This is a genomic window from Curtobacterium sp. PhB137 (assembly GCF_003814955.1).
Classification (GTDB): domain Bacteria; phylum Actinomycetota; class Actinomycetes; order Actinomycetales; family Microbacteriaceae; genus Curtobacterium.
On sequence record NZ_RKQO01000005.1, the window covers coordinates 346,998 to 361,559 of the forward strand.

Here is a 14,562-nt window from a genome sequence, read left to right on the forward strand (position 1 = left end):
CGCTATGCCCGCTGGTTATCAGCGGACTTGGAGGCTGCTTGGCGAGGACGATACGCCCAGGGCGAGCAGGGGCGCCGGTGTCAGGGGTGCCGACTACCGTTGATCCCATGGGTGTTGCGATCGAACCGACCCGAGCGGTACGTCCGTTCGAGGTCATCAGCGAGTACACGCCGAGTGGCGACCAGCCTGCGGCCATCGCCGAGCTCGCCGGGCGCATCAACGCCGGTGAGACCGACGTCGTGCTGCTCGGTGCGACCGGTACGGGCAAATCGGCGACGACCGCGTGGCTCATCGAACAGGTGCAGCGGCCGACACTCGTGCTCGCGCACAACAAGACCCTCGCCGCGCAGTTGGCGAACGAGTTCCGCAGTCTGATGCCGAACAACGCGGTCGAGTACTTCGTGTCGTACTACGACTACTACCAGCCCGAGGCGTACGTCCCGCAGACGGACACCTTCATCGAGAAGGACTCCTCGGTCAACGCCGAGGTCGAGCGGCTCCGGCACTCGACGACCAACTCGCTGCTCAGCCGGCGCGACGTCGTCGTCGTGTCGACGGTGTCCTGCATCTACGGCCTCGGCACACCCGAGCAGTACATGAACGCCTCGGTGGCACTGCACGTCGGGCAGACGATCTCGCGCGACCAGCTCGTGCGCAAGTTCGTCTCGATGCAGTACCAGCGCAACGACGTCGACTTCGCTCGCGGTACCTTCCGCGTGCGCGGCGACACCATCGAGATCATCCCGATGTACGAAGAGCACGCCATCCGGATCGAGATGTTCGGCGACGAGGTCGAAGCGCTCTCCTCCCTGCACCCGCTGACCGGCAACGTGATCAACGACCTGCCCGCCGTGTCGATCTTCCCGGCGTCGCACTACGTCGCCGACACCGACGTCATGCACCGCGCCATCGTCGACATCAAGGCGGAGCTCGCCGAGCGCCTGGCCGAGCTCGAGGGACAGGGCAAGCTGCTCGAGGCCCAGCGGCTCCGCATGCGCACCACGTTCGACATCGAGATGATGGAGCAGATCGGCTTCTGCTCCGGCATCGAGAACTACTCGCGGCACATGGACGGCCGCGTCGCGGGCGAGGCACCGCACTGCCTCATCGACTACTTCCCCGACGACTTCCTCATCGTCATCGACGAGTCGCACGTCACCGTGCCGCAGATCGGCGCGATGTACGAAGGCGACGCCTCGCGCAAGCGCACCCTCGTCGACCACGGGTTCCGGCTGCCGAGCGCCCTCGACAACCGTCCGCTGCGGTTCGAGGAGTTCCTCGACCGCGTCGGGCAGAAGGTCTTCCTGTCGGCGACGCCCGGTCGGTACGAGCTCGGCATCACGGACAGCGTCGTCGAGCAGATCATCCGCCCGACCGGCCTCGTCGACCCCGAGATCGTGGTGAAGCCGAGCGACGGCCAGATCGACGACCTGCTCGAGGAGATCAAGCAGCGCGTCGACAAGGACGAGCGCGTGCTCGTCACGACCCTGACGAAGCGCATGGCGGAAGAGCTGACCGACTTCCTCGGCAACGCCGGTGTGCGGGTGCGGTACCTGCACTCCGACGTCGACACGCTCAAGCGCGTCGAGCTCCTGACCGAACTGCGACAGGGCGTCTACGACGTGCTCGTCGGCATCAACCTGCTGCGAGAAGGCCTCGACCTGCCCGAGGTGTCCCTGGTGGCCATCCTCGACGCCGACAAGGAAGGCTTCCTGCGGTCGTCCACGTCGCTCATCCAGACGATCGGTCGCGCGGCCCGCAACGTGTCGGGCCAGGTGCTCATGTACGCCGACAAGATGACCGACTCGATGAAGACCGCGATCGAGGAGACCGATCGTCGTCGCGAGAAGCAGGTCGCGTACAACCTGGAGCGCGGCATCGACCCGCAGCCGCTCCGCAAGAAGATCGCCGACATCACCGAGGTGCTGCAGCGCGAGAACGACGACACCAAGGCGCTGCTGCAGGGTCGTCCCGGCGCCGACGGTCGCCGCTCGCCCACGCCCAACCTGAAGCGCGGCGGCATCGCGGGCGAGGGTGCGACCCAGCTCGAGGCGACGATCGGCGACCTCAACGACCAGATGCTGCAGGCGGCAGCGGAGCTGAAGTTTGAACTCGCCGCGCGACTCCGCGACGAGGTGCAGGACCTGAAGAAGGCGCTGCGGCAGATGGAGTCGGCCGGGCATGTCAGCTGAAGATCGCCGCACGGTCGTCGTCACCGGGGCGAGCGCGGGCCTCGGGTACCACGCGGCCGAGCAGCTCGCCGCGTCGGGGCACCGGGTCGTGCTCGCCACCCGCGACCGGGGTCGGGCCGCAGCGGCGGAACAGAGCATCCGGCGGCACGTGGACGGGGCCTCGTTGGCGCACGTGCAGCTCGACCTCGCCGATCTCGACTCCGTCCGTGCCGCCGCCGACGAGCTCGCGGCCCTCGAACCGGACGGCGTCGACGCGGTCGTGAACAACGCCGGCGTCGTCGGGGCCTCGACCCCGAGCACCACCGCACAGGGCACCGAGCTGCAGATCGGCACGAACCACCTGGGGCACTTCGCCTGGACGGCGCTGACGATGCCGCTGCTCGAACAGCGTGGCGGTCGCGTCGTGCACCTCGGGTCGATCGCACACCGGTGGGCCAGCCTCGACACGGGCGACCCGTTCCGCGTCGGCCACTACTCCAGCTACCGGCAGTACGGCCGCAGCAAGCTCGCGGTGATGCTGTTCGGCTTCGAACTCGCCCAGCGGTTGGCGGATGCGGGTTCGTCCGTCGCCAGCGTGGTCGCGCACCCCGGGCTGTCGCTCGACGCGCTCTCGCCGGAGCGCCCGGACGTCGCACCGTCGCGCCCGGAACCCGCGTGGACCCGGCCGGCGCAGCGGCTGTACGCCCAGGGCAAGGACGCCGGTGCCGAACCCCTCGTGCACGCTGCGGTCGCCGCGGACGTGCGCTCGGGGGAGTACTGGGGCCCGGTCGGGTGGATGCAGCTGCGCGGACCCGCAGCCGTGGTCCGTGCCGAGCCGCGCGCCCACGACCGGACCGCCGCCGCTCGGCTCTGGACGGCCAGCGAGCGTCGTTCCGGGGTCGCGTTCGCTCTCGACGCACTCGGCTGACCACCGACTCGCGGGCGGATGTCGGACCCCTTTCGTAGAATCGACGGCGATGACAATCACCTCTGACCGCGGCACCGCGACCTCGGGCCGGAACGCCTTCGGCGAGCCGACCGACCCCCACCTCCCCGGCGTGACCGTCCCGACCGGCTCCTCGACGCTCAGCGTCCGCGGGGCCCGGGTGCACAACCTCCGGAACGTCGACCTCGAGATCCCCCGTGACTCCCTCGTGGTGTTCACCGGCCTGTCCGGATCCGGCAAGTCGTCACTGGCCTTCGACACGATCTTCGCCGAGGGCCAGCGACGCTACGTCGAGTCCCTGTCCGCGTACGCCAGGCAGTTCCTCGGCCAGGTCGACCGGCCCGACGTCGACTTCATCGAAGGGCTGTCGCCCGCGGTGTCGATCGACCAGAAGTCGACGAACCGGAACCCGCGGTCGACGGTGGGCACGATCACCGAGGTCTACGACTACATGCGTCTGCTCTGGGCGCGCATCGGGGTGCCGCACTGCCCGACGTGCGGCGAGGTCATCAGCAAGCAGACCGTGCAGCAGATCGCCGACCAGCTCATGGAGTTCGAGTCCGGCACACGTTTCCAGGTGCTCGCCCCGGTCATCTCCAAGAAGAAGGGCGAGTTCGTCGACCTCTTCCAGGAACTCGCGGCGTCCGGCTACGCCCGCGCGATCGTCGACGGTGAGCGCATCCAGCTCAGCGACCCGCCGAAGCTCAAGAAGCAGGTCAAGCACGACATCTCGGTGATCGTCGACCGTCTCGTGTCGAACGAGGACATCCTCGGTCGGCTCACCGACTCGCTCGAGACGGCACTGCGCCTGACCGGTGGCACCGTCGGCATCGACCTGGTCGACCACGACGGACCCGGCGCCGTGCGCACCTACTCTGAGAACCTGTCGTGTCCGAACAACCACCCGCTCGCGCTGACCGAGATCGAGCCCCGCACGTTCTCGTTCAACGCGCCGTTCGGTGCCTGCCCGGAGTGCTCCGGGCTCGGCACGCGCATGTCGGTGGACCCGGACCTGGTGCTCGGCGACCCCGATGCCTCGCTGCGCGACGGCGTCCTGCTGCCCTGGACCGGCGCGAGCGGGCTGTACTCGTACTTCGAGAAGCTCCTGGCCGGCCTCGGCAAGGACCTCGGGTTCACGCTCGACACCCCGTGGAGCCAGCTCGACGCCTCGGTGCAGGCCGCGATCCTGACGGGCAAGGACTTCCAGGTGTCGGTGTCCTGGCGCAACCGCTTCGGCCGCGAGATGCGCTACACCAGCGGGTTCGAGGGCGTCATGCCCTACATCGAGCGCAAGTTCGCCGAGGCCGAGTCGGACTCGCAGCGCCAGCGCTTCCAGGGCTACCTGCGCGAGGTCCCGTGCCCGGTGTGCGAGGGCACACGCCTCAAGCCCGAGGTCCTGGCGGTCACGGTCGACGGCCGCAGCATCGCCGACGTCACCGACATGTCCCTCGACAACGCGTACGCGTTCATGGACACCCTGACGCTCACCGACCGCGAAGCGCACATCGCCGCGGCGGTCCTGCGCGAGATCCGGGCGCGCCTCGAGTTCCTGCTCGAGGTCGGCCTGAACTACCTGACCCTGGCGCGCGGCGCCGGTGGGCTGTCCGGTGGCGAAGCACAGCGCATCCGCCTCGCGACGCAGATCGGCTCCGGCCTGACCGGCGTGCTGTACGTGCTCGACGAGCCGAGCATCGGGCTGCACCAGCGCGACAACCGCCGTCTCATCGACACCCTGGTCAAGCTCAAGGACCTCGGCAACACGCTGATCGTCGTCGAGCACGACGAGGACACCATCCGCACGGCCGACTGGGTCGTCGACATCGGCCCCGGGGCCGGCGTCAACGGCGGCAACGTCGTGCACTCGGGCTCGTACGAGGGCATCATCGCGAACCGCGAGTCGGTGACGGGGGACTACCTCGCCGGCCGTCGTGCGATCGAGGTCCCGGCCGAGCGTCGCAAGGTCAACCTGAAGCGCACCATCAGCGTGCAGGGCGCGCGGGCGAACAACCTCAAGACGATCGACGCCGACTTCCCGCTCGGGGTGTTCACCGCGGTCACCGGCGTGAGCGGGTCGGGCAAGTCCACCCTGGTCAACGACATCCTGTACAAGGTGCTCGCGAACCAGCTCAACGGCGCCCGGCACATCGCCGGCAAGCACACCCGTGTCAAGGGCCTCGACCAGCTGGACAAGGTCGTGCACGTCGACCAGGCACCGATCGGCCGCACGCCGCGGTCGAACCCGGCGACCTACACGGGCGTGTTCGACCGGATCCGTCAGCTGTTCGCCGAGACACCCGAGGCGAAGACCCGTGGCTACCAGCCCGGTCGGTTCAGCTTCAACGTCAAGGGCGGCCGGTGCGAGAACTGCTCCGGCGACGGCACGATCAAGATCGAGATGAACTTCCTGCCCGACGTCTACGTCGCGTGCGAGGTCTGCGGCGGCGCGCGCTACAACCGCGAGACGCTCCAGGTCCACTACAAGGGCAAGAGCATCTCCGAGGTCCTGGACATGCCGATCAGCGAGGCGGCCGAGTTCTTCGAGCCGATCTCCGCGATCCACCGGTACATGGCGACGCTCGTCGACGTGGGCCTCGGGTACGTCCGTCTCGGCCAGAGCGCGACCACGCTCTCCGGCGGCGAGGCACAGCGCGTCAAGCTCGCCACCGAGCTGCAGCGCCGCTCGAACGGCCGCACCGTGTACGTGCTCGACGAGCCGACGACGGGTCTGCACTTCGAGGACGTCCGCAAGCTGCTCATCGTGCTGCAGAGCCTGGTCGACAAGGGCAACACCGTCATCACGATCGAGCACAACCTCGACGTGATCAAGTCAGCCGACTGGGTCATCGACATGGGCCCAGAGGGTGGCGCCGGCGGCGGTACGGTGCTCGCCACCGGCACCCCGGAGCACGTGGCCGACGTGCCGGAGAGCTTCACGGGCGTCTTCCTGCGGGAGATCTTCGACGCACAGGACGCTCGGGTCGGCAAGCAGCAGGCGGTGGAGGCCCGCACGGCGAGCCGACCGGGCAAGTCGACCAAGCAGAAGGCGGGTGCACGGTAGGTGGCGGACACCGTTCCGTGGCGCCCGAAGGCGGGGGAGATCCCGACCGACCCGGGCGTCTACCGCTGGCGTGACGAGGCCGGCCGGGTGCTCTACGTCGGCAAGGCGAAGAACCTCCGCGCCCGGCTGAGCAACTACTTCGCACCACTGCCGACGCTGCACGAACGCACCCGGCGCATGGTGCTGACGGCCCGCAGCGTGGAGTGGACGACGGTCGGCTCCGAGATCGAGGCACTGCAGCTCGAGTACACCTGGATCAAGGAGTTCGACCCGCCGTTCAACGTCAAGTTCCGTGACGACAAGTCGTACCCGTACATGGCGATCACCATGGCGGACGAGGCCCCACGGGTGATGGTCACGCGGAACCGGAAGATCAAGGGTGCGAAGTACTTCGGGCCGTACCCGAAGATCTGGGCGGTGCACTACACCATCGACCTGATGATCAAGGTGTTCCCGATCCGCACCTGCTCGGACTCGTCGTACAAGCGCGCGATGCAGACGGGAAAGCCCTGCTTCCCCGGGCAGATCGGCAAGTGCGGAGGCCCCTGCTCGCAGCGCGTCACCATCGAGGAGCACCGTGCGCTCGTCGAGGAGTTCGTGCGGTTCATGAACAGCTACGACCGCCGGGTGATCACCGAGCTGCGTCAGCGCATGGGCGCCTCGGCCGACGCCATGCAGTACGAACAGGCCGCGAAGTTCCGCGACCAGGTCGAGGCGCTCGAGGCCGTGCTCGAGAAGTCCGCCGTGGTGCTCCGCGATTCGGTCGACCTCGACCTGTTCGGCATCGCCGAGGACGAACTCGCCGCCGCCGTCCAGCTGTTCTCGGTCCGTGGCGGGCGCATCCGCGGTGTCCGCGGATGGGTCGTCGACAAGGAGCTCGACATCTCGACCGGTGAGCTGGTCGAGCAGATCGTGCAGGGCGTCTACGCCGACAACGAGCTCACACCGGCCGCCGTCGCCGAGGAACCCCCGCGCGAGGTCGTGGTGCCGACCCTGCCCGAGGACGCCGACGCGCTGCAGCAGTGGCTCAGCGAACGACGGGGCGGCCGCGGCACGAAGCTCAGCACGGCGCAACGCGGTGACCGTGCCGGCCTGGCCCGCACGGCCGCGCAGAACGCCGCCCAGGCGCTGATGCTCTACAAGACGAAGCGGTCCGCCGACTACACGACGCGCTCCGCGGCCCTCGCCGACATCCAGGACGCCCTCGGCATGACCGAGGCCCCGCTCCGCATGGAGTGCTACGACATCTCGCACCTGCAGGGCACGAACGTCGTGGCGTCGATGGTGGTGTTCGAGGACGGCCTGCCCCGCAAGGACCAGTACCGCCGCTACACGATCGCCGAGACCACCGACGACACCGACAGCATGTACCAGGTGCTCACCCGGCGCCTGGCGCGCCTCGACGAGGACGCCGACCTGCCGGACGTCCCCGACGTGACGAGCGCCGAGGTGGTCGAGGGCTCCAAGCCCTCGAAGCGGTTCGCCTACCGCCCGCAACTGCTCATCGTCGACGGTGGACAGCCCCAGGTGCAGGCCGCCAAGCGTGCGCTGGACGAAGCCGGGGTGCGTGACATCGCGCTGGTCGGCATCGCGAAGCGTCTCGAGGAGCTCTGGCTGCCCGACGACGACTTCCCGGTGATCATGCCGCGCAACTCCGAGGCGCTCTTCCTCATCCAGCGCATCCGCGACGAGGCGCACCGGTTCGCGATCACGCACCAGCGCACCCGCCGCAAGCGCGACGTGCGGTCCCGGCTGTCGGAGATCCCCGGGCTCGGGCCGTCGCGGGTGAACGCGCTGCTCAAGCACTTCGGATCCGTGGCACGGCTGCGCGAGGCCACGGCCGACGAGATCAGCGAGGTCAACGGTGTCGGTCCGGCGACCGCCGCGGCGGTCGTCACGAAGCTGCAGCAGACCCCGACGAGCGCGCCGGCCACCAGTGCGGCGAGCCCGACGAGCGCGCCGGACGCCGAGACGGACCTCACGGACACCGCGGACCCCGCGGACCCTGCGGACGCTGCGCCGCTCCCAGGGGGCCCGGTGCGGGTCCCCGACGTGACCCACGACGGTCCGCAGCTGCCCACGTGACGCATCCCGTGCCTCCCGACACCTGTCGGGCGATACCCTGGTCCCGCAGCCGAGACCTCCCCGGGCGACGCGCCCGGGCCGCCACGACGGAGTCCACTCCCAGATGACCGACAGCGCCACAGCGACCGCGCACGCGTCGCAGCACGACATCCTCATCGTCACCGGCATGTCCGGGGCCGGGCGTTCGACGGTCGGCAAGGCCCTCGAAGACCTCGGCTGGTACGTCGTCGACAACCTGCCGACGCAGATGCTGGCACCGCTCACCGAGCTGGCCGACCGCGCCGGCGAGAAGATCCCGAAGATCGCCACGGTCGTCGACGTCCGCGGCGGACGGTTCTTCACGGACCCGGAGCACGCGGTCGAACAGGTGCGGTCGACCACGTCCGCACGGGTCCGGGTGCTGTTCCTCGAAGCCACCGACGCCGTCCTGGTGCGGCGCTTCGAGCAGGTCCGACGACCCCACCCGCTCCAGGGCGAGGACACCCTGCTCGACGGCATCGCGCGCGAGCGGACCCGGTTGGCCGGTCTGCGCGAGGCATCCGACATGGTGATCGACACCTCGGACCTCAACATCCACCAGCTCGCGAACACCGTCACCGAGCAGTTCGCTGACGATCACTTCGTGGGTGTTCAGGTGACGCTCATGAGCTTCGGGTTCAAGTACGGACTGCCCGCCGACGCCGACATGGTGGCCGACGTCCGGTTCCTGCCGAACCCCTACTGGGTCCCGGAACTCCGGGCCCACACGGGCCTCGACCAGCCCGTCTCGGACTACGTCCTGGCCCAGGCCGGAGCCCGTCCGTTCGTCGATCGGTACGTGTCCGTGCTCGAGCCGGTGCTCGAGGGGTACCAGCGCGAGAACAAAAGACACGCTACGATCGCCATCGGCTGTACCGGCGGGAAGCACCGCTCGGTCGCCATCGTCGCCGAGTTGGCGAACCTCCTCCGCGGGATGCCTGGCGTCGCCGTGCGTGTGAAGAACCGAGATCTCGGCCGGGAGTGACCGTCCCTCCGGCCGCTCCCCACGTACGTGCCGCCGGAATCGCGGGACCACCAGATGAACGTTAGGAATGATGCTGTGCCGTTGACTGCCGAGGTCAAGGACGAACTGGCCAGGGTCGCCGTGAACCGCAACACGGTCCGCGCCGCCGAACTGGCCACGATCCTCCGGTTCGCGGGTGGCCTGCACGTCATCTCGGGCCGCATCGCGGTCGAGGTGGAGCTCGACACCCGGATCATCGTGCACCGGGTCCGCAAGGACCTCGCCGAGCTGTACGGCGTCCGCAGCGAGGCGTCGGTGGGCTCGTCCGCGTCGTCCCGTCGTGGCACCCGCTACCTGGTCCGCGTGCTCGAGGCGGGGGAGACCCTCGCACGCCAGACCGGTCTGATGGACGCCCGTCGTCGCCCCGTCCGCGGGCTGCCGAACCGGCTCACCACGGGCAACCGCGAGGACCTCGCCGCGATCTGGCGCGGTGCGTTCCTCGCCTCCGGCACCCTGACCGACCCGGGCCGGGCCGCAGCGCTCGAGGTCACGTGCCCCGGCAACGAGGCCGCCATGGCCCTCGTCGGCGCCGCGTCGCGTCTCGGCGTCGCCGCGAAGGGCCGCGAGGTCCGTGGCGTCCACCGCGTCGTCATCCGCGACGGCGAGGCCATCGGCCAGATGCTCACGGTGATGGGCGCCGCCCGCACCACCGCCGACTGGGAGGAGATGCGGCAGCGTCGCGAGGTCCGTGCGACCGCGAACCGCCTCGTCAACTTCGACGACGCCAACCTCCGCCGTTCGGCGCAGGCCGCCGTCGCCGCCTGCGCCCGCGTCGAGCGCGCGCTCGAGATCCTCGGCGACGAGGTCCCCGACCACCTGCAGTACGCCGGCGCGCTGCGCCTGCAGCACCGCGACGCGTCGCTCGACGAGCTCGGCCAGCACGCCGACCCGCCCATGACGAAGGACGCCATCGCCGGTCGCATCCGCCGACTCCTCGCCATGGCCGACAAGCGCGCGTCCGACGTCGGCATCCCCGGGACGGAAGCGAGCGTCCCCGAGGAGCTCGAGGGCGTCTGAGACGGGTCGTCCGACCTGCGTGACGGGAGGCGCGGTGCCAGCTGGCACCGCGCCTCCCGTCCGTTCTGTGGGGGCGCCCACGGGCCGCACCGACGTCGTTCCGGACGTTGCGGACGACCGTCCGGACGGACCGTCACACCGCACTGCCTGGCAGGGTCCGACTGCTAGGGTCGTTACGGCGACGTTACGGGGCGTATCGTCCACCACACGCGGGCCCGACAGGGCCAGCGCCCTCCGAAAGCAGCGCCCCTCGGGCGCTCCACACCCACCAGGAGATCCATTGACCGTCAAGATCGGTATCAACGGCTTCGGCCGTATCGGCCGCAACTTCTTCCGGGCCGCCCTCGCGAAGGGCTCCGACCTCGAGATCGTGGCGGTGAACGACCTCACCGACAACGCCGCGCTGGCGAACCTGCTGAAGTTCGACTCCATCACGGGTCGTCTCGGCGTCTCCGTCGAGCTCGACGGCGACAACATCGTCGTCGACGGCAAGGCCATCAAGGTCCTCGCGGAGCGCGACCCCGCCAACCTCCCCTGGGGCGAGCTGGGCGTCGACATCGTCATCGAGTCGACCGGCTTCTTCACCAAGGCCGCCGATGCGCAGAAGCACATCGACGCCGGCGCCAAGAAGGTCATCATCTCCGCCCCGGCCACCGGTGACGACGTCACCATCGTCCTCGGCGTGAACGAGGACCAGTACGACCCGGCGAACCACAACATCATCTCGAACGCGTCCTGCACCACGAACAGCCTCGCGCCGCTCGCCAAGGTGTTCAACGACAAGTTCGGCATCGAGCGTGGCCTCATGACCACGATCCACGCCTACACCGCCGACCAGAACCTGCAGGACGGCCCGCACAAGGACCCCCGTCGTGCCCGTGCGGCCGCGCTGAACATCGTCCCGACCTCGACCGGTGCCGCCAAGGCCATCGGCCAGGTCATGCCGGAGCTCGCCGGCAAGCTCGACGGCTTCGCGCTCCGCGTCCCGGTCCCGACCGGCTCGATCACCGACCTCACCCTCGAGACCAAGTCCGAGGTCACCGTCGACGAGATCAACGCCGCGTACAAGGAGGCCGCAGAGGGCCCGCTCAAGGGCATCCTGCTCTACAGCGAGGACCCGCTGGTGTCGACCGACATCACGACGGACCCGCACTCCTCGATCTACGACTCCGGCTTGACCAAGGTCATCGGCGGTCTCGTGAAGATCACCTCGTGGTACGACAACGAGTGGGGCTACTCGAACCGTCTCGTCGACCTGACCGAGTACGTCGGCGAGCGTCTGTAACACATGGCCCTCCGCACCCTCGAGGACCTCGGCGACCTCGCCGGCAAGCGCGTCGTCGTCCGTTGTGACCTGAACGTCCCGCTCAAGGACGGCACGATCACGGACGACGGCCGCGTGCGGGCGTCCCTGACGACCCTCAACACCCTCATCACCGCCGGCGCGCGCGTCATCGTGATCTCCCACCTGGGCCGCCCCGACGGGGAACCCAAGCCGGAGTTCTCGCTCGCGCCGGTCGGCCAGCGGCTCTCCGAGCTGCTCGGCAAAGAGGTCACGTTCGTCGGCGAGACCGTCGGCGACGAGGCGACCGCAGCCGCCGAGGCCCTCGAGGACGGTGACGTCCTGCTGCTCGAGAACCTCCGGTTCAACCCGGAGGAGACCTCGAAGGACGCTGCCGCGCGCTCCGCGTTCGCGGACCGCATCGCGGCACTCGGTGACGCCTTCGTCTCCGACGGCTTCGGTGTCGTGCACCGCAAGCAGGCCTCGGTCTACGAACTCGCGTCCGCGCTGCCCAGCGCAGCCGGTTCGCTCATCGAGACCGAACTGCGGGTGCTCGAGCGCCTGACCTCCTCGCCGGAACGGCCGTACACGGTCGTGCTCGGTGGCTCGAAGGTCAGCGACAAGCTCGGCGTCATCGACCACATCCTGCCCAAGGTCGACACGCTGTGCATCGGCGGCGGCATGCTCTTCACCTTCCTCGCGGCCCAGGGCCACGGGGTGGCGAAGTCGCTGCTCGAAGCCGACCAGCTCGACGTCGTCCGCGAGTACCTCTCGAGGGCGAAGGAGCTCGGCGTGACGATCGACCTGCCGACCGACGTCGTGGTGGCCTCCGGGTTCTCCGCCGACGCGGCGCACGAGACGGTGGCGGCCGACGCGATCGAGTCGTCGTCGTTCGGCACCGACGGCATCGGCCTCGACATCGGTCCGGAGACGGCGGCGCGGTTCGCGTCGGCGGTGTCCGGTTCGAAGACGGTGTTCTGGAACGGTCCGATGGGCGTGTTCGAGTTCCCGGCCTTCGCCGCCGGCACGAAGACCGTCGCCAAGGCCCTGACCGAGGTCGACGGCCTCGGTGTGGTCGGTGGTGGCGACTCCGCTGCTGCGGTCCGCTCGCTCGGCTTCTCGGACGACCAGTTCGGGCACATCTCGACCGGTGGCGGTGCGAGCCTCGAGTTCCTCGAGGGCAAGTCGCTTCCCGGTCTCGAAGCACTGGGGTGGTCCGCATGACCCGTACGCCGTTGATCGCCGGCAACTGGAAGATGAACCTGGACCACCTCCAGGCCATCGCCACGGTCCAGAAGCTCGCCTGGACCCTGAAGGACGCCCGCCACGACTTCGACGACGTCGAGGTCGCGGTGTTCCCGCCCTTCACCGACCTGCGGAGCGTGCAGACGCTCATCTCGGCCGACAAGCTGCCGATCCACTTCGGTGCGCAGGACCTGTCGCAGTACGACTCCGGTGCCTACACCGGCGACGTCTCCGGCGCGTTCCTGTCGGCGCTCGACGCGCAGTACGTCATCGTCGGACACTCCGAGCGGCGCACGCTGCACGGTGAGACCGACGAGGTCGTCGCGGCCAAGACCGCCGCAGCCGTCAAGCACGGCCTCGTGCCGGTCGTCTGCGTCGGCGAGACCGGTGAGCAGCGCGAAGAGCGCGGCGCCGGCGTCGTGCCGGTCGAGCAGCTCCGCGTCGTGCTCGACGCCGTGCAGCCGTCCGACATCGTCGTCGCCTACGAGCCCGTCTGGGCGATCGGTTCCGGCCAGGCGGCCACGGCCGAGCAGGCGCAGGACGAGTGCGCCGCGATCCGTCGCGGCATCGCTGCTGCCTGGGGCGACCAGGCCGCTGCCGACACGCGCGTCCTGTACGGCGGTTCGGTCAAGTCCGGCAACATCGCCGGGTTCCTCCGTGAGCCCGACATCGACGGCGCCCTCGTCGGCGGCGCATCCCTCGACGTGCAGGAGTTCGCGGCGATCGCCCGGTTCCGCCAGCACGTCGGGCTGTAGCCACACCGGCTGTCGTCGGGCTGTAGTCCGCACCACTCCCGTCCGTGTACCGGCCGTGCCCCGCGCGGCCGGTACACTGGTACGGCTGACTGACACGAAAGGTACGTCGTGGCGATACTCTCCGTCGTGCTGCAGGTCCTGCTCGCAATCACGAGCCTCCTGCTCACGCTCCTCATCCTCCTGCACAAGGGCCGCGGTGGCGGCCTCTCCGACATGTTCGGTGGCGGCGTGACGAGCAACCTCGGGGCGTCCGGCGTCGCCGAGCGCAACCTCAACCGCATCACGGTGATCCTCGGTCTGGTCTGGATCGTCTCCATCATCGTGCTCGGTCTCATCAACAAGTTCACGGCGGGGGTCTGATCCATGGCTAGCGGAGGCAGTGCAATCCGAGGTTCCCGCGTCGGCGCCGGACCGATGGGCGAACAGGACCGTGGGGTCCAGGCCGAGCGTGTGGCGATCTCGTACTGGGACGCCCTCGGCAACGAGGTCGTGCGGTACTTCGCCGCGAACCTCCCGGACGAAGAGATCCCCGAGACGGTCGATTCGCCGTCGAGCGGGCTCCCCGCCGGGCGCGACAAGGAGAACCCTCCCGTGGTCTCCAAGACGGAGCCCTACAAGACGCACCTCGCGTACGTGAAGGAGCGTCGGACTGAGGAAGAGGCAGCGCAGCTCCTCGAGGACGCGCTCCAGCAACTCCGCGAGCGTCGCGGTACCGCGGCCAAGAAGGCGTAGCGCCCACACACTGACGAAGGCCCCCGCACCGTGATGGTGTGGGGGCCTTCGTGCGTCGTGGGCGCGGTTGGCAGTGCTCACCGCGCGGGGGCTTACTCGCCGAGTGGTCACGACGCGCCGTGTGCGGCTCGCGGTGGTGGCACGTTCTGTCGCTTGCGGCGCCCGCAGCCGACAGTTCTTGACCGCTCGGCGTCGTGTCGGCGGGGTGTCGCAATCGTTCGGTTGCCGA

At 69.3% G+C, this 14,562-nt stretch carries 11 protein-coding genes; all 11 read left to right on the forward strand.

Annotated elements, in window-relative coordinates:
• Positions 1 to 119 precede the first annotated feature (119 nt).
• The 11 genes from uvrB to EDF28_RS08275 all read left to right on the forward strand — a co-directional run bounded on the left by uvrB (position 120) and on the right by EDF28_RS08275 (position 14,333).
• The gene (gene uvrB, locus EDF28_RS08225; protein WP_111084166.1) at positions 120 to 2,192 is read left to right on the forward strand and encodes an excinuclease ABC subunit UvrB; all 2,073 of its coding nucleotides are present in this window, start codon (positions 120 to 122) and stop codon (positions 2,190 to 2,192) included.
• Positions 2,182 to 3,099, forward strand: coding sequence for an SDR family NAD(P)-dependent oxidoreductase (locus tag EDF28_RS08230; RefSeq protein ID WP_123937834.1), 918 nt, complete (start codon positions 2,182 to 2,184; stop codon positions 3,097 to 3,099). The genes uvrB and EDF28_RS08230 overlap by 11 nt, the downstream gene beginning before the upstream one ends.
• Before the next feature lie 49 nt (positions 3,100 to 3,148).
• Positions 3,149 to 6,175, forward strand: a complete 3,027-nt coding sequence (gene uvrA, locus EDF28_RS08235) for an excinuclease ABC subunit UvrA (protein ID WP_228505224.1) — start codon at positions 3,149 to 3,151, stop codon at positions 6,173 to 6,175.
• A complete protein-coding gene (gene uvrC / locus EDF28_RS08240) occupies positions 6,176 to 8,260 on the forward strand; it encodes an excinuclease ABC subunit UvrC (protein ID WP_123937836.1) in 2,085 nt (694 codons plus the stop codon).
• A 103-nt stretch (positions 8,261 to 8,363) separates the two neighbouring features.
• The gene (rapZ, locus tag EDF28_RS08245; protein WP_111083956.1) at positions 8,364 to 9,263 is read left to right on the forward strand and encodes an RNase adapter RapZ; all 900 of its coding nucleotides are present in this window, start codon (positions 8,364 to 8,366) and stop codon (positions 9,261 to 9,263) included.
• 75 nt (positions 9,264 to 9,338) lie between these two features.
• Complete coding sequence (whiA, locus tag EDF28_RS08250) at positions 9,339 to 10,319, forward strand: DNA-binding protein WhiA (RefSeq protein ID WP_123937839.1); 981 nt, start codon at positions 9,339 to 9,341, stop codon at positions 10,317 to 10,319.
• Positions 10,320 to 10,599: 280 nt separating this feature from the next.
• A complete protein-coding gene (gene gap, locus EDF28_RS08255) occupies positions 10,600 to 11,604 on the forward strand; it encodes a type I glyceraldehyde-3-phosphate dehydrogenase (protein WP_111083958.1) in 1,005 nt (334 codons plus the stop codon).
• Between the two features lie 3 nt (positions 11,605 to 11,607).
• A complete protein-coding gene (locus EDF28_RS08260; RefSeq protein ID WP_123294371.1) occupies positions 11,608 to 12,825 on the forward strand; it encodes a phosphoglycerate kinase in 1,218 nt (405 codons plus the stop codon).
• Positions 12,822 to 13,601: a triose-phosphate isomerase gene (gene tpiA / locus EDF28_RS08265; protein ID WP_123937842.1), complete on the forward strand. Its 780-nt coding sequence runs from the start codon at positions 12,822 to 12,824 to the stop codon at positions 13,599 to 13,601. Before EDF28_RS08260 ends, tpiA begins: the two co-directional genes overlap by 4 nt.
• A 108-nt stretch (positions 13,602 to 13,709) precedes the next feature.
• Positions 13,710 to 13,961, forward strand: a complete 252-nt coding sequence (gene secG / locus EDF28_RS08270; protein ID WP_017887256.1) for a preprotein translocase subunit SecG — start codon at positions 13,710 to 13,712, stop codon at positions 13,959 to 13,961.
• A 3-nt stretch (positions 13,962 to 13,964) separates the two neighbouring features.
• Positions 13,965 to 14,333: an RNA polymerase-binding protein RbpA gene (locus EDF28_RS08275; RefSeq protein ID WP_027465686.1), complete on the forward strand. Its 369-nt coding sequence runs from the start codon at positions 13,965 to 13,967 to the stop codon at positions 14,331 to 14,333.
• Positions 14,334 to 14,562: the final 229 nt, after the last annotated feature.

Excerpts from the sequence above, each read along its gene's own strand:
- EDF28_RS08230 (WP_123937834.1), top strand. The coding sequence starts at position 2,182 with ATGTCAGCTGAAGATCGCCGCACGGTCGTCGTCACCGGGGCGAGCGCG.
- uvrA (WP_228505224.1), top strand. The coding sequence starts at position 3,149 with ATGACAATCACCTCTGACCGCGGCACCGCGACCTCGGGCCGGAACGCC.
- rapZ (WP_111083956.1), top strand. The coding sequence starts at position 8,364 with ATGACCGACAGCGCCACAGCGACCGCGCACGCGTCGCAGCACGACATC.
- EDF28_RS08260 (WP_123294371.1), top strand. The coding sequence starts at position 11,608 with ATGGCCCTCCGCACCCTCGAGGACCTCGGCGACCTCGCCGGCAAGCGC.
- tpiA (WP_123937842.1), top strand. The coding sequence starts at position 12,822 with ATGACCCGTACGCCGTTGATCGCCGGCAACTGGAAGATGAACCTGGAC.
- EDF28_RS08275 (WP_027465686.1), top strand. The coding sequence starts at position 13,965 with ATGGCTAGCGGAGGCAGTGCAATCCGAGGTTCCCGCGTCGGCGCCGGA.